This window comes from Mycobacterium pseudokansasii (genome assembly GCF_900566075.1).
GTDB lineage: Bacteria > Actinomycetota > Actinomycetes > Mycobacteriales > Mycobacteriaceae > Mycobacterium > Mycobacterium pseudokansasii.
The window spans coordinates 5,825,988-5,852,533 of record NZ_UPHU01000001.1 but is presented as its reverse complement, the minus strand read 5'-3'; the positions used below and the strand labels follow the sequence as shown (position 1 = coordinate 5,852,533).

18 protein-coding genes, 1 tRNA gene and 3 pseudogenes are annotated in these 26,546 nt (G+C 67.5%); 12 read left to right on the top strand and 10 right to left on the bottom strand.

The genetic code is table 11. The features are described from left to right. Nucleotides 1-59: 59 nt before the first annotated feature. Complete coding sequence (locus tag EET10_RS26440; RefSeq protein ID WP_122502634.1) at nt 60-1,289, bottom strand: DNA primase family protein; 1,230 nt, start codon at nt 1,287-1,289, stop codon at nt 60-62. Further along, complete coding sequence (locus EET10_RS29365) at nt 1,286-1,507, bottom strand: hypothetical protein (protein WP_136624768.1); 222 nt, start codon at nt 1,505-1,507, stop codon at nt 1,286-1,288. Before EET10_RS29365 ends, EET10_RS26440 begins: the two co-directional genes overlap by 4 nt. Nucleotides 1,508-2,402: 895 nt before the next feature. Between EET10_RS29365 and EET10_RS31855 the strand changes: the two are divergent. The 6 genes and pseudogenes from EET10_RS31855 to EET10_RS26415 all read left to right on the top strand — a co-directional run. Then, nucleotides 2,403-2,531: pseudogene (locus EET10_RS31855) on the top strand (DUF4244 domain-containing protein); the annotation flags it as partial. A 35-nt stretch (nt 2,532-2,566) separates the two neighbouring features. Then, nucleotides 2,567-2,854 (top strand): TadE family type IV pilus minor pilin, encoded by a 288-nt coding sequence (locus EET10_RS26435; RefSeq protein WP_244602102.1) that lies wholly within the window; start codon nt 2,567-2,569, stop codon nt 2,852-2,854. Between the two features lie 16 nt (nt 2,855-2,870). Continuing rightward, nucleotides 2,871-3,182, top strand: coding sequence for an Rv3654c family TadE-like protein (locus EET10_RS26430; protein WP_036405733.1), 312 nt, complete (start codon nt 2,871-2,873; stop codon nt 3,180-3,182). A 1,079-nt stretch (nt 3,183-4,261) separates the two neighbouring features. After that, complete coding sequence (locus tag EET10_RS26425; protein WP_099187802.1) at nt 4,262-5,434, top strand: EspA/EspE family type VII secretion system effector; 1,173 nt, start codon at nt 4,262-4,264, stop codon at nt 5,432-5,434. 74 nt (nt 5,435-5,508) lie between these two features. Continuing rightward, nucleotides 5,509-5,820, top strand: a complete 312-nt coding sequence (locus EET10_RS26420; protein ID WP_036405730.1) for an ESX-1 secretion-associated protein — start codon at nt 5,509-5,511, stop codon at nt 5,818-5,820. A gap of 124 nt (nt 5,821-5,944) precedes the next feature. Then, complete coding sequence (locus EET10_RS26415; RefSeq protein WP_036405728.1) at nt 5,945-6,517, top strand: hypothetical protein; 573 nt, start codon at nt 5,945-5,947, stop codon at nt 6,515-6,517. Nucleotides 6,518-6,644: 127 nt separating this feature from the next. Here the strand turns inward: EET10_RS26415 and EET10_RS31370 are convergent. From EET10_RS31370 to EET10_RS26390, 5 genes and pseudogenes are all read right to left on the bottom strand, one after another. Then, a pseudogene (locus EET10_RS31370) lies at nt 6,645-8,299 on the bottom strand (PE family protein). A gap of 193 nt (nt 8,300-8,492) precedes the next feature. Continuing rightward, nucleotides 8,493-9,530 carry a PAS domain-containing protein gene (locus EET10_RS26405; protein ID WP_063468664.1) on the bottom strand — a complete coding sequence of 346 codons (1,038 nt, stop codon included), beginning with the start codon at nt 9,528-9,530 and terminating at the stop codon, nt 8,493-8,495. A 136-nt stretch (nt 9,531-9,666) separates the two neighbouring features. Next, a pseudogene (locus EET10_RS26400) lies at nt 9,667-10,974 on the bottom strand (PE family protein); the annotation flags it as partial. Between the two features lie 461 nt (nt 10,975-11,435). Next, entirely contained in the window at nt 11,436-11,816 is a 381-nt protein-coding gene (locus EET10_RS31850; RefSeq protein ID WP_167480228.1) for a PE domain-containing protein, read from the bottom strand. A 344-nt stretch (nt 11,817-12,160) separates the two neighbouring features. Next, nucleotides 12,161-14,485, bottom strand: a complete 2,325-nt coding sequence (locus EET10_RS26390; protein ID WP_122502633.1) for a DEAD/DEAH box helicase — start codon at nt 14,483-14,485, stop codon at nt 12,161-12,163. 249 nt (nt 14,486-14,734) lie between these two features. Between EET10_RS26390 and cspA the strand changes: the two genes are divergently transcribed. The 3 genes from cspA to topA all read left to right on the top strand — a co-directional run bounded on the left by cspA (nt 14,735) and on the right by topA (nt 18,766). Further along, nucleotides 14,735-14,938, top strand: a complete 204-nt coding sequence (gene cspA / locus EET10_RS26385; RefSeq protein WP_007772268.1) for a cold shock protein CspA — start codon at nt 14,735-14,737, stop codon at nt 14,936-14,938. Nucleotides 14,939-15,176: 238 nt separating this feature from the next. Next, entirely contained in the window at nt 15,177-15,755 is a 579-nt protein-coding gene (locus EET10_RS26380; protein WP_036405718.1) for a hypothetical protein, read from the top strand. Nucleotides 15,756-15,949: 194 nt separating this feature from the next. After that, the gene (gene topA, locus EET10_RS26375; RefSeq protein WP_063468661.1) at nt 15,950-18,766 is read left to right on the top strand and encodes a type I DNA topoisomerase; all 2,817 of its coding nucleotides are present in this window, start codon (nt 15,950-15,952) and stop codon (nt 18,764-18,766) included. A 296-nt stretch (nt 18,767-19,062) separates the two neighbouring features. On the opposite strand, the gene EET10_RS26370 is transcribed toward topA, so the two are convergent. After that, the gene (locus tag EET10_RS26370; RefSeq protein ID WP_036405701.1) at nt 19,063-20,652 is read right to left on the bottom strand and encodes an adenylate/guanylate cyclase domain-containing protein; all 1,590 of its coding nucleotides are present in this window, start codon (nt 20,650-20,652) and stop codon (nt 19,063-19,065) included. Nucleotides 20,653-20,817: 165 nt separating this feature from the next. Between EET10_RS26370 and EET10_RS26365 the strand changes: the two genes are divergently transcribed. Both EET10_RS26365 and EET10_RS26360 read left to right on the top strand, forming a co-directional pair. Then, nucleotides 20,818-22,032 (top strand): DNA polymerase III subunit delta', encoded by a 1,215-nt coding sequence (locus tag EET10_RS26365; RefSeq protein ID WP_099188560.1) that lies wholly within the window; start codon nt 20,818-20,820, stop codon nt 22,030-22,032. Nucleotides 22,033-22,179: 147 nt separating this feature from the next. After that, a tRNA-Thr gene (locus EET10_RS26360) sits at nt 22,180-22,252 on the top strand. 76 nt (nt 22,253-22,328) lie between these two features. Here EET10_RS26360 and EET10_RS26355 read toward each other — a convergent pair. Further along, a complete protein-coding gene (locus tag EET10_RS26355; RefSeq protein WP_099187800.1) occupies nt 22,329-23,723 on the bottom strand; it encodes a PE family protein in 1,395 nt (464 codons plus the stop codon). Between the two features lie 96 nt (nt 23,724-23,819). Continuing rightward, a complete protein-coding gene (locus EET10_RS26350) occupies nt 23,820-25,625 on the bottom strand; it encodes a hypothetical protein (protein ID WP_063466525.1) in 1,806 nt (601 codons plus the stop codon). On the opposite strand from EET10_RS26350, the gene EET10_RS26345 reads away from it, so the two are divergent. After that, nucleotides 25,591-26,526: an NAD-dependent epimerase/dehydratase family protein gene (locus EET10_RS26345; protein WP_122502632.1), complete on the top strand. Its 936-nt coding sequence runs from the start codon at nt 25,591-25,593 to the stop codon at nt 26,524-26,526. The genes EET10_RS26350 and EET10_RS26345 overlap by 35 nt on opposite strands. Nucleotides 26,527-26,546: the final 20 nt, after the last annotated feature.

Here is a 26,546-nt window from a genome sequence, read left to right as displayed (position 1 = left end):
TCTTTTGCCCCGGCCGTGCTCCGGCCGCCCGTGGGGGCGGCGCGGGGACACTTCAGCAGCTAACCTCCGAACGTGTACGTCCAGATGCCTCCGTGTGCCTTGTGCAGCGGCACCCCGGCGGCTGCCAGGCGCGCCTGCAGATCCGACTTGGTGACCGTGGCCAGCCGGTCGGGGCGGATGCCTTCATCTTCTGCCCAGGCCTTGAACCGGCCATAGATCTGCGACCGTGGACACGTGCCGCTCATCGCGGCCATGCCCGAGTCCTCGTCGGTCATCCACGCCTTGACGAGATCGACCGCAGCATTCAGCCGCTCTAGCCCAGCGCCAGCGCGGCGAACGTTGCCCCGCTGTCTGCGCGCTCGGTCCATCAGGAACGTGACCAGGCTGGGAAGCTCGGCGGCAAGTTGGTCCTCGAAGCCGGGGACCGGCGTCACCTTGGCGTCGAAGTCCACGACATCCCACCGACGCAGGAACCCGTAAGAGCTGTCCGCCGACCGGGGAATCTTGTTGACCGAACACCACATTGACGCCCAGACCTTCGCGTACGCCGTGCCTTTGTACTTCCGCTCCATCGCCATGACGTCCCCGCCCGTGGCCTTTTTGAACACGGACGTGTCCGAGATGTACCGGGCTGACATGTCGGCATCGTAGTTAAATGCGCTGCCGTACAACGTGATCGGCCCGAAGCGGCTCGACATGGACTGGAATGTCTCGGTCGTCTGGTCGCACTTGCGGAACATCTGACCCATGAGACGTAGCAGGGCACCCTTACCGTTTCGGCCTTCGCCCACCAGCATCGTTGCTGCCTGGCGTTGGTTCCCTGGCACGAGTGCATCGGCCATCAGATCTAGCAGGTAATCCTCTAAATCCTTGTCCCCGCAGGTTATTTCGGATAGGAACGCGTTCGTTACTGGCATCCTGATTCGGCCGGTCTCGGGCACGAGTGGCACCCGAGAGAACGACATCACCGCGGGATCGTGCGGGATCGTCTCGCCGGTCTCCACGACGAACAGCCCGCCCAGGTGGTTGATGAACCGGGGGTCGGGTTCGTCGGGTGTCACCACCTTGCCCGCCTCTTCCAAGACTGCGGGCAGCGTGATCAGCTCGACATCCTCGACTAGCTGCCTGAGGCGATCCTGGTCCGGTGCGTAGTGGATGACGTGTCGGCGGACGATCCGATCAGCCCGGCGCCATGCGCCGCCCGAATACTCCCAGAACTCGGAGTTTTCCACGTCGACGGCCAGCTGAAAGTCCTTGTCCAGCAACCGCGCCAGCTCCCCCGGCTTCATTCGCCATCTTGCAGGCCGCGGACGGTAGCGCCGAAAGACGCTGCGACAGGATCTAGACCAGCGGCCCGCATGGCCGCCTTCAGCTCATCCCGCTCGGTCGCGGCGGCACGGAACCGCTTGCGCCACGCGGCATTCTCGGCCCGTAGCTTTTTGATGTAGTCGAACATCGCGTCGGGCGCGGAGTCGAAGTCAATCCGCTCCTTGATTCTAGTTGGCATGGTTGAACCTTTCGTATGGTTGGGCGGTTGTGTGCCTCCTGGGCACCCGCCGGGCCGCCGATGATGTCGGCGGCATCCCCGCCGGTTGCGGGGAAGTTCTCAGACCGCTAGCGCGGTCCGCTCGCGGAGCTGCCGGTAGGCGGCTCTGCAGCCCGCCGCGTAGTCGCGGCGAAACTGGCGCTGGCACGTGGCGCAGCGTCCGCGCGGGTCGCGGTGGGTGTGACCAGGCTTGTCACAACGGGGCCTTGGCATTTCGGTTCTCTACTTCCCGGCCGCCACTGACGGCCGATCGACGGTGCGGCGCCGCTGACGCCGCGATCTGGAAACGGTGTAGTCATTCCTCGGAAAGGGGGGAGCGCCCGGCCGCTGCAAGTACGGCCGGGGGCTCAACCACAAGGCGGAACGGGACCCCTCCCGTTCCTAGGCAGCCAGCGGCCACTCAAGCGCTGCTGCCTCCGGGGCGGTTACCAGCCGCCCATCCTCAGCGCGGCGGAATAGGAGATGCCAAAAGAAAAACACCGCGCTGAAGTACTCGAAAGCTTGTGGCCCCGGCGGGCCGAGGGAAACCGCCCGGGAGCCTTGAAAGGGTCTCGCTCGCGACCCTTCCCGCTCGACGCGCCCCGGAAGGTGGGAAGGACGCGGAGCAAGTTCGTGGGAGGACTCGGCGAGAGCCGAGGTCCGACCCTTCGGATGCCTTGGGCATCCTCGGGGTTGACAGAAATCGCGCGGTGCGCGTACTGTCGACATCGGTGGTCGACAGACCGCCAGTTTGTTTTACAATCTTTCGGTGCGCTCCCACCCTTAAGGAGCAAATCCCGGAAATCGGACCGATCCCGGCTGTGATCTCGGTCCCATCCCTTTGCGGGGTCTGTGAGCTGGGTGCTAATCTGACTGTGTCGAGTATGCCATCGGGACCATCGCCGCGGCGGCATTCGGCGCGATCCTCTACACCGTTGTCACCGGCGACTCGGTGGTGTCGGCGCTGAACCACATCATCGGTCGCGCGCTGAGCACCAAGGCTTAGCGTCGAGTGCCGGGTCGAGCACGGTCGAAGCGGCTCTGGCCATCGCCACCTTGGTCGTGGTGCTGGTGCTGTGCATGGCCGGTCTCACGGCGGTGTCCATGCAGTTGCGCTGTATCGACGCCGCCCGCGAGGCCGCTCGACTGGCCGCGCGCGGGGACCAACGTTCGGCTGTCGACGTTGCTCGGCGAATCGCTCCGCCGGCTGCGCAGATCGAGCTGCGCCGGGACGGCGAGTTCCTTGTCGCTTCGGTTGTCGCTCGGTCAAAGCTATTGCCTACCTTGGATATTGCGGCTGAGGCGGTGGCGACTGCGGAGCCGCGATGACGGTGGCTCGGCGACAGTGCTCGCGGTCGCGATGGTGGGCGTGTTGCTGTGGGTCGCCTGGGCGGGTTCCTATCTGGGCTCGGTAGCGGTGGCTCGGCATCGCGCGCAGGCGGCCGCCGATCTGGCCGCGCTGGCCGCGGCCGTGCGGGTACCTGATGGTGGCCCGGCGGCCTGCGCGCGGGCAACGGCCGTGGCGCAGGCGATGGGGGTGGGCGATGCCGCCTGTGTGGTACGGGACCTCGATGTGGTGGTCACCGTCGAGGTTCCGGTAGCTTTCGCCGGCGTGGCGCGGGCCGCCGCAAGGGCGGGGCCGGCCGACACGCAGTGAGTTCCCGATTCCGTGATGATCATCCTCGAGAAGATGCGCCCACTTGTCACGATCATTGCTCAACATGGGCGTTGCCCATGTGCAACGGATCAACCGCAACATCGCCCGTCCACCCGGGGCGTGGCTGGTCGTTTCCGACCTCGAGCCGACGTTTCACGTTGCACGTCCGGCAACGTCTTAAATCCTTCGCCCGCTTCGACTACTCAAGCGAAGTCTTGGGACATGCTGCACAGATCCAGCCCTCCTATGGAAACAATTGCTAGCAGAATGCGTTTGCAATCGTCGATTTGATCTTGATGCGTTGGGTACGCGGCCGGCCTGGGTGGCAACGGGACCAGGTGACGCCACCGGAAGCGCCCGCCTCCTCGGGTCAGGGGTTGCAATCGTCGCTGGTCAACCGCGTACTCACCGAATGCTAGGCGTGCATGCCGCACCACGGCAGCGGGCGGATAAGAGTCGGGCGCACCCGATAAGTTTCTGAGAGAGAAATAACGGGATTTGCCGCTTTTCAAGCGTCGCCCGGCAGGGGCTAACTGTGGAGATAAATAAGATTCTGCGCGACCGTAACTATTCACTGTCGAATCTCTGCCCAATAGTATTAGGCGCCGAGTCGGCTAAGTCGAAAAGATCGAGATGAGTCCCGTCTGGCATCCACTCGCAGCTGAAATATGTAGACCAGTTAGTTGCGTTAACAGATTAGCTTCGCCGCATAGCCACCCGAGCGCCACGAGCGCTTTGCCGCGAACGCAGACCGGCCGTGGGCCCGTCGCTGCCAACCCGAACGACATTCCATTTCCACTCTGGTGTAACGGATTTGGCGACCACCGAGACAGATCGCGAGGCACCGCTCCGAGCGCGGGCCGCCTGCGAGACCACTGCCCGGTGTCACCCACCGACGAGGGCGGGCGTCGGTGCCCGGCTGTGATGGCGGAAAGTAGAGCTTGGTTAACGCATTATGAACAATAATGACCGTTGACACGTGGTCTCGATCACAGGTATATAACTGGCAGACGTACTGGGCGCTATAGCCCAGCTGGCCAATCGATCGGAAATCGACGAAGATCGGACGGGTACCAGACATGAGCAGAGCCTTCATCATTGATCCAACAATCGGTTTCATCGACGGTATGTACGTCCTTCTTGGGATTGGCGTTCCCGACGATGGCGGCATAATCAACGCCGCGCTATCGTTCTTTGCAAAGGCCCTTGATGATTTGGGGTCGGCGTTTCCGGGTGACAGCTGGCAAGGTTCGGCCGCCGAGAACTACGCGGGCAAGAATAAGGATCAGCTGAATTTCTTCCAGCAGCTAGCGGAACTGGACCGTGAGCTTCAGCAGTTGATCGCGGACCAGGCCAACGCGGTCGAGAAGACCCGCGACGTACTGGCCGGGGTGCGGAAGGGCCTTGAGTTCGTGCGTCCGGTGGCGGTGGACCTGACCTACATCCCGCTTGTCGGGTGGGCGATGTCGGCCGCCTTCCAGGCGCCGATTTGCGCTGCGGGGATGGCCGTGGTGGGTGGTGCACTCGCCTATTTGACAATTGAGACGCTGATTCATACGGCTCAGCTTCTTGGCCTGCTAGCCAAGTTGGCGAGCCTGTTGGCTTCTGTAGTGGTGGACATCGTGTCGGATGTGGTGGACGTCATCGACGACATCCTGGTGGATGTATGGGACTTCATCACGAACCCGATCGGCTTCCTCGAGAACCTTTTGGGCGACCTGGCGCAGTGGGCGTACGCACTGTTGTCGAAGTGGGGGTCGACGCTGGAATCGTTCTTCGTGGGCGTGCCTGGTCTTGAAGGAATGAGCGGCGGCTTGTCCCAGCTCACTGGCTTCTTCAGCTCGCCGACGGCATCCGGATCCGCTGGTTTAGCCAGCTTGGACAGCTTGGCGAGTGCAGGATTGCCTGGTCTGCCCGGGGTTGGTTCCAGCCTAGGGGGCTTGCCCAACGGGCTCGGGGGCTTAGCCAACGTCGCTCACCTGCGTTCGGCCGCCGATCGGCAGGAGGTGCGTCCCCACGATGACGCCCCGGCCAAGCCGCTTTCGGAGCAACTCGGCGCTCAGCAGCAACCGCCCGCTGCGCAGGGCCCCCAGGGTATGGGCGGCATGCATCCCGCTGCGGGGTCGGCGAAAGGCGCGCCGGGGAAGAAGTACGCGGAAGGCGCGGCGGCCGGCACAGACGGTGAGGAGCGCGCGCCAGTCGAAGCAGGAGTCGGCGGTGGTCAACTGGTGTCGGCGCGACGCGTCGTTTAACGCCATTAGGAAGCGAAATCCTGATTGACAACTAGCGCATATTTGCGCAACGGCAAGCGAAGGGTGCGTGATCGATGACGAACATTCTCAAAGTCCAGCCCGAGTTGCTCGATGTTCTCGCGTCGCATCAACACAACGCGGCAGCAAGTGCGTCCTCGGGAGTCGCCGCTACCACTGGACTAGCAGAGTCAGTGGCGATCAGCCACGGATCGTATTGCAAGCAGTTCAACGACACGTTGAAGATGTATGAGAGTGCGCACAACGCCTTCGGCTCGTCCTTGCACGCTGCTGGTATCGCGCTGGCCAAGAATCTGCGAACTGCTGCGCGCGCATACCTGGATGCCGATGAAACCTGGCGTCAAGCCATCGAGTCGTTGACTTTCTGACCAAATTCCTTGCGCCGCCGGCGCCCTCATTTTCCCTGAAACAGGACACCGATTCGGGCTCATCGACACCTGCCTGCAATCCCCACTACGGCTGATTGGCGGGCCGTTGGAAAGGCGTACCAGAGTGGACTTGTGCAAGAACGACTTTGACGATGATTTCGACACCGTGGACGGCGGCGGCGACGACCCTGGGGCCTATGGGGTTGCGCATCCGACTTTTGACCCGACCGTTGGCTTCCCGTCGACGGCGTCCCCAGACCGCAGAACCAACGTGAACGACGCGCACGGTCGGGCCGAGGATGTCGTGCAGGAAGATATCGCCACCTTCATCGTGACAAATCCGGAACGAACCATATCGGTGTCGGCCTTGATGGACGGCCGGGTTGACGATATCCAGCTGTCAACCAGGGTGGCGTCCATGAGTGAAACGCGGCTCGCCTCGGAGATCCTCATGATCGCCAACCTGGCTCGACAGAAGGCGCAAGCCGCTCAATACACGTTTATCCTCGACAGGATGGCCCAGCTGGCCGACGGGGATGGCCAGCGCGCTGCACAGTTACGGGAATCCGTTAGTACTTTGTGGAATTTGCCGACGCCAGAGCAAGCAGCAGCAGCAGAAGCTGAAGCGTTTGCGACCCGCTACCAACACGATCGCCCGGAACAATCCGACGGAAATGATGAATGGGGCTTCGCGTAACTCAGGCTAAGCGCAAGCCCCGGGAACGCGTCCGTCGGCAACTTCGGTGAGATTCTCTGCACCGTAAGCCGCCGGGCCGATCGGGTGGGAGCCGAATACGGCCCGACTACTAGGCCCTACTTAGACCCTACGTGGACCCGTTGACACCGCGTTGGCCGAGCAGCAGTCCGCCGGTGCCGCCGGTGCCGGGCCCGCCGGCGGTGGTGCCTGTGCCGGCGTTGCCGCCGTTACCGCCGTCGCCGATCAGCCGGGCGTCACCGCCGTTGCCGCCATTGCCGCCGGTGCTCCCGGCAGCCGAGGTAATGCCGCCAGCCCCACCGTTGCCGCCGTTGCCGATCAGCCCGGCCTGCCCGCCGACGCCGCCGGGCCCGCCGTGCCCTGGAATGCTGAAGCCGCCAAACCCGCCGGTTCCGCCGCCTCCGCCGTTGCCGAACAGAATGCCGGCCTTGCCACCGGATCCACCTGCGCGGCCGTCAAGACCTGCGGCGCCGCCGTCGCCGCCGTTGCCGCCGTTGCCGCAGAGCATGCTGATCCCGCCGCCCCCACCGAGGCCGCCCTTGTTGTGACCGACTCCACCGTCACCGCCGCGGCCACCGGCGCCGAACAGCCCGGCCGCACCGCCGGCCCCGCCGTCCCCGCCGGTGGCGGGCTGTCCGTTGCCGCCGGCCCCGCCGTCCCCGCCGGCGCCGTAGAGCAGACCCCCTCGACCGCCCGCCCCACCGGCTGCACCATTGGTGCCGCCGGTGCCGCCATGCCCGCCAAGGCCGCCATCGCCGACGAGCCCACCGGCCCCGCCCGCGCCGCCGACGCCACCATCCCTGACCAGGCCCGTTCCGCCGCCACCGCCAGCGCCGGCGTCGCCGAGGAGACCGGCGGCGCCGCCCGTCCCGCCGACACCCCCGTCCAGGCCTCCGTTGCCACCCCAACCGCCCATGCCGCCGGACCCGTAGAACGTTCCGCCGTTTCCGCCCGCCCCACCCGCACCGCCGACAGCGTCGTCAGCCTGCCCGCCGTCACCGCCGGCTCCGCCGGTGCCGAGCGACCCACCAGCTTCCACCGGCACCGCCGGCACCGGCGATGTGGTGAGCGCTCACACCGCCCGCGCCGCCCCTGCCGCCCGAGCCGAGTAATCCGGCCGCACCTCCCGCTCCGCCGGCGCCGCCGTTGCCGTCCAACGATCCCCCGCCGGTCCCCCCGTTGCCGCCGTTGCCGAACAACCCTCCAGCTCCGCCGGCTCCGCCAGCCCCTCCGTTGCCACCTGGGAGCCCGAAGCCGCCGACACCGCCGGCACCGCCGGCGCCGAGCAGCCCGGCGGCTCCGCCGTTACCGCCGTGCTGGCCGGGCGCGCCGGACCCACCGGAGCCGCCGTTGCCGATCAACAACCCGCCGGGGCCGCCGTCTTGGCCGGTGCCGGGCGCCCCGTTGATACCGTTGCCGAACAGCGGGCGCCCCAACAGCACCTGGGCAGGCGAGTTGACGATATTCAGCAGACTCTGACCGGCATCGGCTTCCGCGCCGGCATAGGACGCCGCGGCCGGCCGACAAGGTTTAGGCAAACCGGCTATGGAACTTCGCCGCTTGTGTGCTCAGCACGTGATAGGTCTCGCCGTGCGATCCGAACAATGCGGCGACGGCAACAGACACCTCATCCTCGGCTGCGGCCAGCAACCCAGTGGTCCGGGCCACCGCGGCGGCGTTCGCGGCGCGCAGCGACGAACCGAGATGCGACACCTCGGCCGCGGCCGCCGCGAGCACCTCCGGAGCCGCACTCACGAACGACATTCGGTGCCTCCCATGAAGATCCGAAATGTAGGGTATCGGGCACGGATCGCGGCCGGATCGTTTTGACGTCCAGAACGAAAGACGTTCTCCCGTTTGGCAATAAGAACCATAAAATTGCTCACAGTGGCGTCGAACGCGGGCGCGGTGTGGTCCAGGGCTGGTGCAGGCCGGACCGCCAACACCTTCGTGACGGTCAGGTCGAGTCGCGCACGGCCGTCGGCAATCCGGCGTCGGCGAGTTCGGCAGCGGTGGGCAACCGCAGTGAGATCAGTCCGGCGAAGGTCTCCGGCTCCAGTTCTATCCGGTTGACCGTGACGTGCACCGGCACCCAATCGGTGTCGTACCCCGGAAGCCGCAACACGCCACTGGTTGCTCCGTTAGCGAATTCCTTTGTCATCGCGGCGATGAGCTCCTGGTCGTCGGGATGCACGCGGGACTTGTCGGGCTCGTTGGCCCGCCAGTCGTAGAACGGGCACGGCTCGTCGAGCCACTTCAACAAGGACCAGGTGTTCAGGTCGACCAGCGCCCGGTGGACCCCTGCCTGCGCGAGTCCGTCAAGAATCTTCTGCGCCAGGTCGTCGACCGGCACCAGCGGACCTTTGAGTTCGGCCCGCCAGTTCATCGCCCGCGCTACCAGGTGATCGCGGCCGTCCGGCCCCGGCTCCAGCGCGCTGCGCGCGGTGAAACCCAACCTGATGGGGTTGCCCTGCCAATCGGTGAGATCCCAAGTACTGCATAATGTTTGGCCAGGCTCGGGCTTGACCACCATGGCCAGCACCCTGGTTTCGTTCGGGCTGAGTTCGCGCGACGGCAGGTCCTCGGCGAAAGCCCTGCCGTAGGTGACCTCGACGTCGGGATTCTTGCCACTGTTGATCAGCGACTCGCGAGTGTCGGTGGCCACCCCCAGGGTCAGGTCCCACTTCAGCGGGCCCGCGATAGGTCGCTCCGGCGGTTCCGCATCCGCGGGACCGATCCACACCTGCACACCGTGCACCCGGCCGTCCGACATCACAACGGGTTCGGTGCAGATGACACGATCGCTCTTGGGCGTAATGCTGCTGAGGCTCTGACCGGTCTGCAGCGACTCGGCGATCGCCGTGCGGACGGCCGAGAGGTAGGGACTGCGGCGCAGGAATGTGGTGATCGGAACCAGATTCTTGAGCTGACGCCCCTGGGCGACGACGGCCGGTTCGTCCCCCAGCGTTTCCACGAGCAGCCAGTCGTGGGTCATAGGCGCAGTCTACTGACAGCGCATCCACATACCGCGGCGGGTAGCCGCTGATCGTCGGAATCTTGTTGCGGCGACGGCAGATACGTGCGCCAACGATGGGTCTTGGCCAGGCGCCCGGCGCCGTTCAGGGCAGTCCGTTCAGTCCGTCTAGGCCGATCAGCGTTCCGCCGGTGCCGGCCTTGCCGCCGGTGCCGTTACTGCCAACCCCCACACTGGCGCCGCCATTGCCGCCATTGCCGCCGTTTCCGATCAGCTGCGCGCTGCCGCCGTTGCCGCCGTTGCCGCCGTCGAACTCGCTGTCGGCGCCTGCCCCGCCGTTGCCACCGTTGCCGACCAGGCCGGCGTTGCCGCCGTTACCGCCGTTGCCGCCATTGCCCAGACCGCTGACGCTGCCGTTGCCGCCGTCGCCGCCGCTGCCGAAGAACATGCCGCCGTTGCCGCCGTTGCCGCCATTCGCGCCGGTGACGCCGCCGATGGTCGCGCCGCCGTCGCCGCCCGCCCCGCCGTTGCCGGCGAACATGCCCGCGTTACCGCCCGCGCCTCCGTCCCCGCCGTTGGCGTTCTCCGGGGTGGTGCCACCGGTGCCGCCGGCTCCGCCGTTGCCGACCAACAGGGCGGTGCCGCCGGCGCCGCCGGTCCCGCCGTTGGGGCCGCCACCACCGGTGCCGCCGGCCCCGCCGGTAGCGAACAGCCCGCCGGTTCCCCCGACGCCACCGGTACCGCCGGTGTCGCCCAACCCGCCGGTGCCGCCGACGCCGCCATCGCCGAACAGGAAGCCGCCCTGGCCGCCGATACCGCCGGTACCCGCGCCGAAGCCGCCCGCACCGCCGGCGCCGCCGGTACCGAAGAACAGCCCGCCGGCCCCGCCCGTTCCGCCGGTGCCGCCGTCAACGTTGGTTGACGAAAACCCGCCGGCCCCGCCGGCGCCGCCCGTGCCGAACAGCAGCCCGCCGGCCCCGCCGTTGCCGCCGGGCAATCCGGTACCGCTGACCGACATTCCGCCGGATCCGCCGGCTCCGCCGTTGCCGATGAGCCACCCGGCGTCACCGCCGTTTTGACCCGTGCCCGGGGCGCCGTTGGTTCCATTGCCGATCAGCGGGCGTCCAGTGAGGTTCTGGATGGGCGCGTTGATCGCGTTGAGCAGCTGCTGCAGCGGCGACACGTTGGCGGCCTCGGCGCTGGCATAGGACGCCGCGCCCATGCCGATGGCCTGGACGAATTGCTGATGAAAAGCCTGCGCTTGGGCGCTGAGGGTTTGATAGCTCTGGGCGTGGGCGCCGAAAAATGCTGCGATGGCCGCCGACACCTCGTCCTCGGCGGCAGCCAACAGGTTGGTGGTGGGCGCGGCCGCGGCCGCGTTGGCGGCGCCGATCGTCGAGCCGATGGTGGCCAGATCCGATGCCGCCGTCGCAACGATGTCCGGCGCCGCGATGACAAATGACATCAGAGATCCTTCCGGTCGTGACGGCCCTGGTCGCCGGGCGACGTCAGACGTGAAGGCATCGTATGCCGTCCCGCGACTCCGGCACGGCGTATTGATCGGGTTGCTGGGGCATTCTGGTGTGCCGCTGCCGCGGGCGTAAGTTCCGTGCCGTTGTCGCTCAGCCCGGTGGTTCGGACCGCTACCGGCGCGGTTCGGTGGTAGCTCATGATTTGCACACCCTGCTCACATGCGGGTAGTTTCAGCTGCACGTCCGTACTGCCAGGACGGGACCGGCGTGGGTTGTAGCCAGCCGCTCTCCAGGCGGTGTGGTGACACTTCTGGCACATCTTCGGCCACGAGGAAGTGCAGATCGGTGGAGGTCGACCGTCGAGGGGTCGGTCGCCATCCGCCGGATTTTCCCACCGCAATTTTTCATGTAGGCGCGACGCCGTTGCGGGCGAATCCCGTTGGGAGTACCTGCACTACGGCAATCCGCTGATCCCGCTGGTACCCGGCAGGAGCCCGCCGAGACCGCCGGTGCCGCCGCTGGCGGGCGTGGGGATGGTGCTGCCGTTGCCGCCGTACCGTTGAGTCCGATCAGCACGCCGCTGCCACCGGCCCCGCCGTGCCCGCCACCACCCAACAGACCTGCTGCGCCGCCCGCACCACCGTTGCCGCCGTTGCCGGAACCGGCTGGAAAAGAGGGCCGCCACCGCTGCCGAGACCTCGTCCTGTGCGGCCGCCAGCAGCGTGGTCGTCGGCGCCGCCGCAGCCGTGGTGGCCGCGCTCACCGTTGAACCAATTGCTGCCAGGTCGGTGGCGGCTGTGGCCAGCGCCTCGGGCGCCGCAATCACCAACGACATGAGTACCTTCCTGCGGGCCATGACCTGCCATGCGCGGTGGCCGTCGATGCGTTCGGTAAGCGCACCGTAGCGCGGGCCCGGCGAGCGGTTCTGCGGTTTCGCCGGTTTGTCGGTGCGGGTCCAGCGGCGATGGCAAGCGGCCCATGGATCATTCGAGAGTCGTGGACATGTCAGCGCTTAAGGCTCCGGCCGCTATGCTGCCGCAATTTGTCTGTGCCAGCACGCGAAATGCAGATCTGTGATGGCGGCGGCTGGCGCCGGCACTCGTTGCGACCTGTGTTCGATGCGCAAGTATGCGGTCGGGGGCCGCGCGCGTCGGGTCGAAGCGAGGGTACACCGGGTGTTTAGCAACCCTCAGCAACCAATGCCGCGAGCACCAACCGCAGCACTCGCACCGCGCCCGCCTTGTCCAGCGGGTCGTTGCCGTTGCCGCACTTGGGAGACTGCACACACGACGGGCATCCGTTCGGGCATTCGCAGGCTTCGATGGCCGTGGCTGTCGCACCCAACCAGGTACGAGCCTGACGAAAGCCGCGCTCGGCGAACCCGGCCCCGCCCGGATAACCGTCGTAGACAAAGACACTCGGCAGCCCCTCCGGGCCGATCGCGGTGGACATGCCACCGATATCGGCGCGGTCGCAACTGGCCACCAACGGCAGCAGCCCGATGGCCGCGTGCTCGGCGGCATGCAATGACCCGGGAATCTGCGGCGCATCAATGCCATTGCGGGCCAGGGCATCCGGAGCAATCGAGTACATCACCGCGGTGGTGGGCAACACCTGTTCGGGCATGTCCAGCTCGACGAAGTCGACCACCTCTCCGTTGAGCCGACGGCGCAGATATCCCACAACCTGATGCGTGACGGTCACCGGCACCAGGCCCAGGGTGACGGCGCCGAGCGCCGACCGCTCGCCTGGACCGCTGACCACAATATCGGTGACCTCGCGCGCGAATGTCGCATATCCCGGATCCTCGGCATGGACGAAGGCGATCCCTTCCTCGAAATCCAGCGAGTCGACGACGTAGCTTTCGCCCTGGTGCAGATACACCGCCCCCGGATGGACGCAAGTCGGTGCCCGGCCCGTGTCAACACTGCCCAGTAGCCGCCCGGTGTCGGACTCCACGATGACGATCTGGCCACCGATCGAGCTCCGAATGTCCACCGCCGCATGCGGTTCCACCCCTGGGGCCGGGAAGTACTTGCCGCCCCGCCGGCGCAGCAGCCCGTCGTCGACCAGCCCCTCGGCCACCTCCACCGCGCCCAGCGCTCGGACCTCAGCCTCGTCGAGAGGCAATTCGACTGCAGCGCAGAGCAATTGCGGACCCAGAAGGTAGGGGTTGCCCGGGTCGATCACCACCCGCTCGACCGGCTTGCCCAACAGCGCGGCCGGATGGTGCACCAGATACGTGTCCAACGGATCGTCGCGGGCGACCAATACCACCAGTGCGCCCTGACCGCGTCGGCCGGACCGGCCGGCCTGCTGCCAGAACGACGCGACGGTCCCGGGAAAGCCGGCCAGCACCACCGCGTCCAGCCCGGCGATGTCGACACCCAACTCCAATGCGTTGGTGGTGGCCAGCCCCCGCAACCGGCCCTCGGCCAGCGCGTGCTCCAAGGCGGCGCGGTCCTCCGCCAGATATCCCGCCCGATAAGACGCCACCAGGCCGGACAACGCCGGGGCGACGTCGTCGAGCCGCGCCCGGGCGCCCAGCGCGGTCAGCTCCGCGGCACGCCGCGACCGAACGAACGTCAGCGTCTGTGCTCCTTCGGCGATCAGGTCAGCCATCAGCCGCGCCGCCTCGGCGCCCGCGGATCGTCGAACCGGGGCGCCGTTCTCCCCGGTCAGATCGGTGCGCAGGGCGGGCTCCCACAACGCGACCGTGCGTGCGCCCTGGGGAGAGCCATCGTCGACCACCTCGGCGACCGGTTGGCCGATGAGTTCGGCGGCCGTCGCACCCGGCGAGTCCGTTGTGGCGCTGGCGAATATCACCGTCGGGCCGTAACCCGGCACAGCCGCGTAACGGGCGCACAGCCGCAATAGCCGGCGCAACACCATAGCCACATTCGAGCCGAAAACGCCACGATAGTAATGGCATTCGTCGATCACCAGGTAGCGCAGCCCGCGTAGCAGCACCGCCCAGCGGGCATGGTTGCGCAATATCGACAGGTGAACCATGTCCGGATTGGAGAACAGCCAGCGCGATCGTTCGCGGGCAAAGCGGCGCACCTCGGCGGGACTGTCGCCGTCGTAGGCCGTGGGGGCGACGTCGTTTAGCGGGACGGCGGCGGTCAGCGCATGGGCCGCGCGCAACTGGTCGTGGCCCAGCGCCTTCGTCGGCGACAGATACAGCACCCGGGCCCGCGGATCCGTCGTCAGCGCAGTGAGCACCGGCAGCTGGTAGGCCAGTGATTTTCCCGACGCCGTGCCGGTGCTCACCACCACGTGCCGGCCATGGTGTGCCAGCTCGGCGGATTCCAGCTGATGCGACCACGGCACGGCGATGCCGCGTTCGACGAACGCGCGAACCACGTTGGGAGCGGCCCATTCCGGCCAACCGGTTGGTCGGCCAGGCCGCGGTGACAGTTCGGCGACATGGCGCAGCGGAGACTCGCCGGACGGCGTACCGGCGAGCGCCGCGGCAAGCAGCTCGCTGCCGAAACTCGGCATTCACGCACCCTTCGAGAACTCGTCCACGACAGAAGTCTGTCGCCGACGCGCCGAACATGGTTGACTGATTGCGGTCGCAGCTTCTGTGTTCGTGTCAAACTTTCGCAGGATCGACGTTGCGGCCGCGGTTCCTGCGAGGTTATCGGTCGGGTTAAGTTCCGGCGACTCTGCGAGGTATGGCGGTCGCAGCTTGGCCCGGGGCACCGAGAGGCGGTGCACCGCACCCAGAAGAAAAGGAAAGATCGAGAAATGCCACAGGGAACTGTGAAGTGGTTCAACGCGGAGAAGGGGTTCGGCTTCATCGCCCCCGAGGACGGTTCCGCGGATGTGTTTGTCCACTACACGGAGATCCAGGGTTCGGGCTTCCGCACCCTCGAAGAGAATCAGAAGGTCGAGTTCGAAATCGGCCACAGCCCTAAGGGCCCCCAGGCCACCGGAGTCCGCTCCCTCTGATCCGAGCGGTTCTGACGAACCCCCCGGCGCAGCCCGCACCGCGGGTCGGGCCGGGGGGTTTCGTTACCTCAGGGGCACCAGGTCGTGCCAGCAGACGCGGAAGCTTCCCGAATCGACCGAAATTGGCGGCTTCTGTGTCTGCTCGCCAAGCTCAGCCGGGGCCGAGCGGCACCGCGCCTGACCGCCGCGCCGGATACGCAGCAGCCATGGATCGGCTCACTGGCCTACTGTCGGTGGCGTGAGCCAGCTGTCCTTCTTCGCCGCGGAGTCCGTGCCGCCCGCGGTGGACGATCTTTCCGGAGTGCTGGCGGCCTCGGGCCAGATCGTCATGGTCGGTACGGGTGCCCGGCTGTCGGTGGTCGTGAGCGAACTGTGGCGAGCCGTCGCTCTCGCCGAAATGATGCGCGACGCCGGCCTGGTCGCCGAGATCGCCCGAACCGACGAAGACACCCCCCTGGTGCGCACCGCCGCGGATCCGACGCTGCGCCCGATCGCTGCCGCCTGGACCCGCGGTGCGGTCAAGACGGTGCCCCCGCGCTGGCTGCCCGGGCCGCGGGAGCTGCGGGCGTGGACGCTGGCGGCCGGCAGCCCGGAAGCCGACCGCTATCTGCTGGGTCTGGATCCGCACGCTCCCGACACCTATTCACCGCTGGCGTCGGCGCTGATGCGGGTCGGCATCGCGCCCACCCTGATCGGTACCCGAGGCGCCCGGCCGGCGTTGCGGATCAGTGGCCGACGCAGGCTATCGCGCCTGGTAGAGAACGTGGGGGAACCTCCGGACAGCTCCGATGCGTTGGCTCAGTGGCCACGGGTCTGACGGGCCGCCGGCGCTGGTCTCTCAGGTAGCCGGTTTGCGCAGGCGCGCCCAAGGGTGCGAAATTGTCAGGTGCCCACGGGCGAGGGGACGGCGGCGTACCGGAATTTCACCTGAGATTCAGTGCCGGTCTGGCACTCTTCCTACCGGGGGCGGTTCCGTGGGGAGCCAGGATCAGAGATGGAGCGTAAGCGCAGTTGGCTGAGCCGAAGACTAGGGGCACCGGAAGCTCCGACAGCCGCAGTGGCAGCGGCAACGGGAGCGGCCGGCGACTTGTCATTGTCGAGTCGCCCACCAAGGCGCGCAAATTGGCCGGCTACCTGGGGCCCAGATACATCGTCGAGTCGTCGCGAGGCCACATCCGCGACCTGCCTCGGGCGGCCGCCGACGTGCCCGCCAAGTACAAGTCCGAGCCGTGGGCCCGGCTCGGGGTCAACGTCGACGCCGACTTCGAACCGCTCTACATCATCAGCCCGGAGAAGAAGAGCACCGTCAGCGAACTGAAGGGCCTGCTCAAAGACGTCGACGAACTCTATCTGGCCACCGATGGTGACCGTGAGGGTGAAGCGATCGCCTGGCATCTGCTGGAAACCCTGAAGCCGCGCATTCCGGTCAAGCGGATGGTCTTCCACGAGATCACCGAGCCGGCCATTCTCGAGGCCGCCGCCAACCCCCGCGAGCTGGACATCGACCTGGTCGATGCGCAGGAGACCCGTCGCATCATGGATCGGCTCTACGGCTACGAGGTCAGCCCGGTGCTGTGGAAGAAGGTCGCGCCGAAGCTTTCGGCGGGCCGGGTGCAATCGGTAGCGACGCGAATCATCGTCCAGCGCGAGCGCGACCGGATGGCGTTCCGCAGCGCGTCGTATTGGGACATCGTTGCCACGCTGGACGCCAGCGTGTCCGACCCGAAGGCCCAGCCGCCCACCTTCGTCGCCCGGCTGACCACTGTGGACGGCCGACGCGTGGCCACCGGCCGGGACTTTGACTCGCTGGGAGCCCTGCGCAAGGGCGCGTCCGGTTCGCCGGAAGTCGTCGTCCTCGATGAAGCCAGCGCCACCGCGCTGGCCGCGCGTCTGGACGGCGCGCGGCTGACCGTGGCGTCGGCCGAGGAAAAGCCCTACACCCGCCGGCCGTATCCGCCGTTTATGACCTCCACGCTGCAGCAGGAGGCCGGCCGCAAGCTGCGGTTCTCCGCCGAGCGGACGATGAGCATCGCGCAGCGGCTCTACGAGAACGGCTACATCACCTATATGCGGACCGACTCGACGACACTGTCGGAGTCGGCGATCAACGCCGCGCGCACCCAGGCCCGTCAGCTCTACGGCGAGGAGTATGTGGCCGCGGCACCGCGCCAGTACACCCGCAAGGTGAAGAACGCCCAGGAGGCACACGAGGCGATTCGCCCCGCCGGCGAGGCATTTGCCACCCCGGACGCGGTGCGCCGCGAACTCGACAACGATGAATTCCGCCTCTACGAGCTCGTCTGGCAACGGACGGTGGCCTCGCAGATGGCCGACGCGCGCGGTACCACGCTGAGCCTGCGGATCGAAGGCATGGCCGGCGAGCAGCAGGTGGTATTCGCCGCGAGCGGCCGCACCCTGACCTTCCCGGGCTTCCTCAAGGCCTACGTGGAGACCGTGGATGAATTGGTCGGCGGCGAAGCCGACGACGCCGAGCGCCGACTTCCGCAGCTGAGTCCGGGGCAGCGGCTGGATGCCGTCGAGCTGACACCGGACGGGCACGCCACCAACCCGCCCCCGCGCTACACCGAGGCCTCATTGGTCAAGGCGCTCGAGGAGCTTGGCATCGGGCGCCCGTCGACGTACTCGTCGATCATCAAGACCATCCAGGACCGCGGCTACGTGCACAAGAAGGGCAGCGCCCTGGTGCCGTCCTGGGTGGCGTTCGCCGTAACCGGTTTGCTGGAGCAGCATTTCGGTCGCCTGGTTGACTACGACTTCACCGCGGCGATGGAAGACGAGCTCGACGCGATTGCCGCTGGCACCGAGCGGCGCACCAACTGGCTCAACAACTTCTACTTCGGCGGCGAGCACGGCGTGGCCGATTCGGTGGCCCGCTCCGGGGGTTTGAAGAAGCTCGTCGGCATCAACCTCGAAGGCATCGATGCGCGAGAAGTCAACTCCATCAAGCTTTTCGACGACGCCGAAGGCCGTCCCGTCTACGTTCGGGTGGGCAAGAACGGGCCGTACCTGGAACGCACGGTAACCGGCGACAACGGTGAGCCGGCACCGCAGCGCGCCAACCTCGACGACTCGCTCACGCCGGACGAGCTGACCCTCGAGGTAGCCGAGCAGCTTTTCGCCACCCCGCAAGAGGGACGCGTGCTAGGTGTCGACCCGCAGACCGGCCACGAGATCGTCGCCAAGGACGGGCGTTACGGGCCGTACGTGACCGAGGTTCTCCCCGAACCGGCGGCCGAGCCCGGTGAGCCCCCGAAGAAGGGCAAGAAGACCGCTGCCGCGAAACCCCGCACCGGCTCGCTGCTGCGCAGCATGGACCTTCAGACGGTCACGCTCGAGGATGCGCTGAAACTGCTGTCGCTGCCCCGGGTCGTGGGCGTGGATCCCGAGTCGGGGGAGGAGATCACCGCGCAGAACGGACGGTATGGCCCATATCTGAAGCGCGGCAAGGATTCTCGTTCGTTGGCGACCGAAGATCAGATCTTCACCGTCACTCTCGACGAAGCGCTCAAAATCTACGCTCAGCCGAAACGCCCTGGACGGCAAAGTGCTTCGGCTCCACCACTGCGTGAACTGGGCACCGATCCGGCGTCGGGCAATCCGATGGTGATCAAGGACGGTCGGTTCGGGCCCTACGTCACCGACGGTGAGACCAACGCCAGCCTGCGCAAGGGTGACGACGTCGCGACGATCACCGACGAACGCGCCGCCGAACTGCTGGCCGACCGACGGGCCCGTGGCCCGGTCAAGCGGACCGCCAGGAAGACCACCCGCAAGGCACCGGCGAGGAAGGCCGTCAAGCGGTCCTAGCCGGATTCGCAAGTGAAACAACAGCTCTGGCCATCTCGACGCTGTCCCTATCTGACTGGAACTCGACACGCTGTGCGAGTCCCGGGCCGCGCCAATCGGATCTTTCACATGGATCTCGGGCGGAGCCGGCCCGTCAGCGACAATCCAAGGTGTGCAAGGGATTTGTCGCTGAAGCGCGGCCTCCCGGAATATCCGGCAACGCCGCAGATCCGTGGAGACTCGTGTGGCTGAAGGGACAGGTCCATCGAACTCAGGGCACTAGCCGGCAAAGCAGAGTCTGCCCGTCATCCAGGGCGTCAGCTGCCCATCTCGCTGGAAACCTGTTCGGGTGCAGCAAGATTCAGCGGCCGGGCCAGCTGGGTGGGTGCGGTGCGGCCTCGCAGCTCGACGACTTCGGCGACATCCCAGCACAACGCCTCGGCATCGAGCGCGCCGCTGACCGCGATGGCCGACGCCAGCACGTGGCCCGCTTCGAGCTTGGCCAGTTCGGTGAGTCGTGCTGCCTCGTTGACCGGGTCGCCGATCACGGTGTACTCGAAGCGGGCTTGTGCGCCGATGTGGCCGGCGATGGCCCGTCCGGCCGACACCCCGATTCCGAACTCGGCCGAACCCAGCACCGGGATGAGTGCGTCGTGCAGTTCCCGCGCGGCGCATAACGCGGCGCCGGCAGCGTCGGGGTGTTCGATCGGTGCGCCGAAGATCGCCAGCGCGGCGTCGCCCTGGAATTTGTTGACGAACCCGCCGTGCCGGCCCACGGTATCGACTACCACCCGGAAGAACTCGTTGAGCAGATGAACCACCTCGGCTGGCGGCCGCGTGGCCGCCAGCTGGGTGGAGCCCACCAGGTCCACGAACAGCACCGCCACGTCGCGTTCCTGACCGCCCAACTCGGTGCCGCGCTCGATGGCGCGGCGGGCCACGTCTTCGCCGACATAGCGACCGAACAGGTCACGCAGCCGCTGCCGCTCGGACAGGTCCCGGACCATGTCGTTGAAGCCGGCCTGCAGCAAACCCAGCTCGCTGGCGTCATAGATCTGCATGTGGGCGTTGTAGTTGCCGCGCTGTACTTCGGAGAGAGCCCAGCGCAGCTGGCGCAGCGGATCGGCGATCGACATGGCCACCAGCAGGGTGCTGAAGAACCCGATGCCCAGCGCCGCCAACGCCAGCAACAGGATGGGATCGAACAGCTTCTCCGGTGCGGTGTGGAGCAACGCTATCTTGTCGGACACCACCGCCAGCACGATCGCCAGCAGCGGCACCGCGGTGGACAGCACCCAGGCCAGCATCAAGCGCAGGATGACGCCGGGTGTCCGCAGGTTTTCCGGCACGCCGCTGCGCAGCGCAGCCACCGCGACGGGCCGCAGGACCCGCTCGGACTGCAGGTAGCCGATGATCGCGGTGGCGGTGGCCCCCAGCGCCGTGGCGACCGCGACGACGGGCGCGGCGTAGCGGGCCACCGACCAGCTGGCGACGATGAAGACCACACTTCCGATGGCCCACACCACAAGGCTGATCACGGTTCGGTAGAAGGGCATGCGTAGTACGCGCCTGCGGGCCAGCTCGGTGGCGGCCGGATCAGCCTCTGCGAGAAGATTGTCGCGGCGCTGCCATCGGAAAACCGGTACCAGCAGCTTGAAATTTGCCGCGACCCCGGCGAAAAACACGACGTGCGCCGAAAGTACGAAGACGACCAGGTTGAGCCGCGGCAGGTCCTGCAGCTGGATTCGATCACCCGGTGGCAGGCCGTAGCGCAGGAAGCCGAGGACGAAGAGCGCCCCGATGATGTCGGACTGCAGCATGCTCAGCGAAAACACCGGCCACGGGGTGCGCACCACCCACCGGGCGAACGCGCTGATCCGCCCGGGCAATGCTGCCACGGTAGCCACGAGCCCACCGTATCCGGCGGTGGTGACTCGTCGAAAACTTTCAGCCGCCCCGGCAGGTCGCCGCTGACGGGCCGAACCGCCGAAAGGTTACGGGAAGGTCGCGAAACGGTGGCCATTCGGTCTCTGTCGGCGCGGAGTCACGCGGACCAATAATGTGCACCAATGATGTCCGGGGTGTTTACGCGGCTGGTAGGCCAGGACGCGGTGAAGAACGAGCTGATCGCCGCCGCCAGGTCGGCTCGTGGTGACAACCGTCACAGCCTGGCCGGCGACGGAAATATGACACACGCGTGGCTGATCACCGGTCCACCGGGTTCTGGGCGGTCGGTGGCGGCATTGTGCTTCGCGGCGGCGCTGCAATGCACCGCGGATCCCGAGGACGGGGACCCTGGATGTGGACGCTGCCGGGCCTGTACGACGACGATGGCCGGCACCCACGCCGACGTGCGACGGGTCATCCCCGAGGGCCTGTCCATCGGCGTCGACGAGATGCGGGCCATCGTGCAGATCGCGTCCCGGAAGCCGACCACCGGACACCGCCAGATCGTGCTGATCGAGGACGCCGACCGGCTGACCGAAGGTGCCGCCAACGCGCTGCTCAAGGTGGTGGAGGAGCCGCCGGTATCGACGGTGTTCCTGCTGTGTGCGCCCTCGGTGGACCCCGCAGACATCGCGGTGACGCTGCGATCCCGATGCCGGCATGTCGCGCTGGTGACACCCTCGACCGCGGCGATCGCCCAGGTGCTGGCCGACAGCGACGGTCTGGACACCGAAACCGCGGCCTGGGCGGCGTCGGTCAGCGGCGGTCATGTGGGACGGGCCCGGCGGTTGGCCACCGACCCGGAGGCCCGGCTGCGACGGGAGCGGGCGCTGGGGCTGGCCCGCGACGCCGTGACGCCGTCGCGCGCCTACGCCGCCGCCGAGGAGCTGGTCGCCGCCGCCGAGGCGGAGGCGCTGGTGCTGACCGCGGACCGGGCCGAGGCCGAGACGGAGGAGCTGCGCACGGCGCTGGGGGCCGGCGGCACGGGTAAGGGGACCGCCGGGGCGATGCGCGGCGCCACGGGTGCCATCAAAGAGCTGGAACGACGCCAGAAATCCCGTCATACCCGCGCCTCGCGCGACGCATTGGACCGGGCACTGATCGACTTGGCGGGCTACTTCCGGGATGCGTTGTTGCTGTCGGCGAACGCGGCCACGGTTGCCGCCAATCACCCGGACATGGCCGACCGGGCCGCGGCGCTGGCCGCGCATGCCACGCCCGATCGGCTGCTGCGGTGCATCGAGGCCGTGTTGGCCTGCCGCGAAGCGCTGGCGATCAACGTCAAACCCAAGTTCGCCGTCGACGCCATGGTGGCCACCATCGGCCAGGAGCTGTGCTAGCGACTTGGGCTGGCGACGATGCAGGCCGTCGAAGGCGGCCTGAGATGGTACTGCCCCTTCGCGGGGGGAGACCGGGGAATCAGACTTTGGCTGGCCAGCGAGCCTGCCGTAGACTCGTGCCGCCTGGCGTGAGGGCATTGAGGGCATGCCACCTTAGCTCAGTCGGCAGAGCGGCTCACTCGTAATGAGCAGGTCAGGAGTTCGATTCTCCTAGGTGGCTCCGTATTTGTTCACGCGCGCGCGTGGTTGTACAGCGAAACGCCGGCGCGGTTGACGCTTTATGCGAGACCTGCCGGCTACGTGAGCCCGTTCAACCCGTTCTCGCCCAGCAGGAACCCGCCGTCGCCGCCGGTGCCTGGGGTGCCGCCGGGTGCGCCGGATCCGGCGTTGCCGCCGTTACCACCGTTGCCGATCAGCTTGGCGTTACCGCCCTGGCCGCCATTGCTGCCGGTAACAGGGATGGCCGCCGCCGTTCCTCCGCCCGCGCCGCCGTTCCCGCCGTTGCCAATCAGCCCGCCTTGGCCGCCGAACCCGCCGTCTCCGCCCACATCGATATTGCCGAACCCACCGGCGCCGCCGTCGCCACCAGAACCGACGAGGATGCCGGCGTTTCCTCCGGCACCGCCGCCTCCGCCGATAGCGCGGCCGATACCGCCAGCGCCGCCTTCGCCGCCGGAGCCGACGAGCAAGCCGCCATTGCCACCGATGCCGCCCATCCCGCCGGCGCCGCCTGATCCGCCGGTCCCGCCGGCCCCGCCGGTGCCAAAATACCCGCCGTTGCCGCCCCAACCGCCGTTGCCGCCGTCACCGCCGGTGCCCCCGGCCCCCCCGATGCCTCCGACCCCGCCGGTACCGATAAATGTGGCGTTGCCGCCGTTTCCGGCGGCCCCGCCGCTGCCGCTGCCTCCGGCGCCCCCGGTGCCACCGCTGCCTCCCAAGCCGAACACACCGGAGGCTCCGCCGGCGCCGCCCGCTCCGCCGTCAGTTCCGCCGGTGCCGCCGGTGCCACCAGCGCCGCCGACGCCGAACAGCCCACCGGCTCCTCCGACGCCGCCGCTGCCACCATTGCCTAGCTCCGAAAATCCGCCAGCGCCGCCGGCCCCGCCGCTGCCGAACAATCCGCCGCTGCCGCCCGCCCCGCCGTTGCCACCGGCGACGGAGAACGCCCTGGCACCGGCGCCGCCGGCCCCGCCGTTGCCGAACAACCCTGCGGCCCCACCATTACCGCCATCTGGGTGGCTCAAGCCGCCCGTCCCGCCGGCCCCGCCACTGCCGATCAACCACCCGCCGGGAGCGCCGTCTTGCCCGGTCCCCGGCGGGCCATTGGCGCCGTTGCCGAAAAGGGGGCGTCCGGTAAGCGCAAGGCTGGGCGCGTTGACCACATTGAGGAGTTCCTGCAAGGGCGAGGCGTTGGCGGCCTCGGCACTCGCGTAGGACGCTGCGCCGAGGTTGAGTGCCTGCAAGAACTGCTGGTGAAACGCCTCTGCTTGGATGCCGAGGGCCTGATACGCCTGGGCGTGGGAGGTGAATAATGCCGCGACAGCGGTCGACACCTCATCCGCGGCGGCGGCCAGCACGGTGGTGGTCGGGGCCGCGGCCGTAAAGTTGGCCGCGCTAATTGCTGCACCTATGTTCGCTAAATCCGTTGCGGCCGAAACCATTATGTCTGGCGCGGCGATCAGTAAAGACATCCGACGACCTCCGATGGCCACGGCGGGTAGTCGCCGTTGACACACACGATGGCGTGAATTGTATCGCGCCGACAAGCCGTATCGCCGCTGGTTAGGTCAACCCGGCGCCAGGTAACCCACCGGACCCGACGCGATGCACAGCGACAGCGCGGTGGTGTTGGCCCGCACCGTGATCGCATCCCCGGCGCCGGGCAGCCGGGCGTAGACGCGGTTGAGGCCGGGATGCACCGGGACCTTGCGCTCGGGTCCGTCGGACAGCGACAGCGTCATCGATCCGTCGCTGTTGGCCAGGTAGTTCAGTTCGACGGTCCAGTCGGCGGGCAGCAGCGGGCCGTCGAGGATCAACCGCGTCGGCTGGTCCGGCTGGGTGAAGTAGCCGCAGTGCGGCAGCGGGCCGGGCACAATCGTGCGGACCCAGGTCACTCGCGCGTCGACCAGACTGCCGGAGCTGTTGAACATACGCAATCGTGTTGTCGCCGTTTCGAATTCGGGCCGATCGCGCAGCAGGGCGAACATGTGGCTGGCCAGGTTCTCCGGCCAGGCCACCCGCTGCAGCACCAGCGGGTCGACCTCCTGATCCAGCAGCGGCGAATTCGAATCAGCATGCGCTGCAGCCAGACTGGCTTTCGCGTTCAGCAGGTACGCCTGTGTTGGGTTGTCGCGCCAACTGGTCAGGAATGTCGCAGTCGAATACAGGCTGCTGGCCAGGAACAGCGCCGTCAGGCCGGTGGTCACGGCAGCGCGCAGCGGTGAGGCGTCCAGCCAGGGTGTTTCCCGGTTGGGCGCGGCGAACGCGACAGCGCCCAGCAGCGCCAGCACGACCACCAGATCCGGGAAATACCTGAGTGTTTGGGCCAATTCGAGCGCGGTGAAACGCGACGAGCGCATCAGATAGATCGGCACCTGACACGCGACGGTATAGCCCGCCGCGGTCAGCCAGACCAGACCGGTGCGTTGTTTGCGGACCAGCGAAAGCCCAAGCACGCCAAGCAAGACCAGCCAGCCGAGGACCATCACCACCGGCGGCGGAGTGCCCCACGGCGATGCCGGCGCCCAACGATCCCAATGCCACGGCCCGCCGGCCAGACCGGGCACGATGCCGTGGGTGATCGAGCGGCGCAACAGCTCCCAGGTCATCGACAGGTCCGAACTCCAGCGCCGCTGGTTGACGACGGCCAGGTACAGCGCAACCCAGGCGGCGGTCAGGGTCAGTGACGGCATCCACAACCGCAACCCCACCCGCCATACCGTGCGCAGCGCGCTCGGCTCGCCGCTCACGTGACGCATCAGTGCGGCAATAGCGAAGGCGACGAACGGGATTACCGCGGCCTTCTCGAAGAACAGCAGACCGACGAGGTAAACGAGTGCGCCGGTCAGCGCGTATCGCTGGTTGCCGGTGCGGATCAGCAGGACCGCGTCGGCGCACACCCAGGCCAGCGCCGCCAACATCGGCAACGAGTTCAGCGCCGCCGCCCACCACGCGAACCCGGGCACCCCCAGCGGGGTGAACAACGCGAACGTCAACGGGATCAACAGAACGGGACGCCAGCCCAGGATCACCTGCAGCGCCCGCAGCAATGCCAACGAAGCCAGCAGCTGCAGCACCACCAGGCTGATCGCCGGACCGGTCCAGACCAGTGGCGCCGCCCGGATGATCGCACCGCCAACCAGGAAAGCGCCCGGCATGACGTGTCCGTCATGGTCGTCGAACAGATACGACGGCGACAACAGGCCCTGGGTGCCGGCCTTCCCGACCAGGATCAGATCGTCCCAGTAGAAGTAACCCCCGAACGCCAGCACCGCACGAACCGCCAGCTGTGCCGTGATGAGCGACGCGGCCGCCAACGCCACTCTGTATGGTGGGCCGGTGCGCGCACTCGTCACCGGGGCAGCCGGTTTCATCGGATCGACGCTAGTCGACCGTCTGCTCGCCGACGGTCACACGGTAATCGGGCTGGACAATTTCGCGACCGGCCGGGCCACCAACCTCGAGCACCTCGCCGAGCACCCCGCACACACCTTCGTCGAGGCCGACATCGTGACCGCCGATTTGCAGGCCATCCTCGACCAGCACCGACCGGAGGTGGTATTTCATCTGGCGGCGCAGATAGACGTCCGGTACTCGGTGACCGACCCGCAATTCGACGCGGAGGTGAACGTGGTCGGCACGGTGCGGCTGGCCGAAGCGGCACGCCGCACCCGGGTCCGCAAGATCGTGCACACGTCCTCGGGAGGATCCATCTACGGCGTGCCGCCGGTGTACCCGACCAGTGAGGACGCCCCGACTGATCCTGCTTCGCCCTACGCCGCGGGCAAGGTGGCCAGCGAGATCTACCTGAACACCTTCCGGCATCTTTACGGTTTGGACTGCTCGCACATCGCACCGGCCAACGTCTACGGCCCCCGGCAGGATCCGCACGGTGAAGCGGGCGTGGTGGCGATCTTCGCCCAGGCGCTGCTGTCGGGTAAGCCCACCAAGGTGTTTGGCGACGGCGGAAAAACCCGCGACTACGTGTACGTCGACGACGTGGTGGACGCCTTCGTCAAGGCATCCGGGGAAGCGGGCGGTGGGCAGCGTTTCAACGTCGGCACCGGCGTCGAAACCTCCGACCGCCAACTGCATTCGGCGGTGGCCGCGGCGGTCGGGGGACCCGACGACCCGGAGTTCCATCCGGATCGCCTCGGCGACCTGCAGCGGTCCTGCCTCGACATCGGCTTGGCCGAGCGGGTTTTGGGTTGGCGGCCCCGGGTGGAGCTGGCCGAGGGCGTGCGTCGCACGGTGGAGTACTTCCGCCACACGTAATTCGGGGATTAGCTACCGGC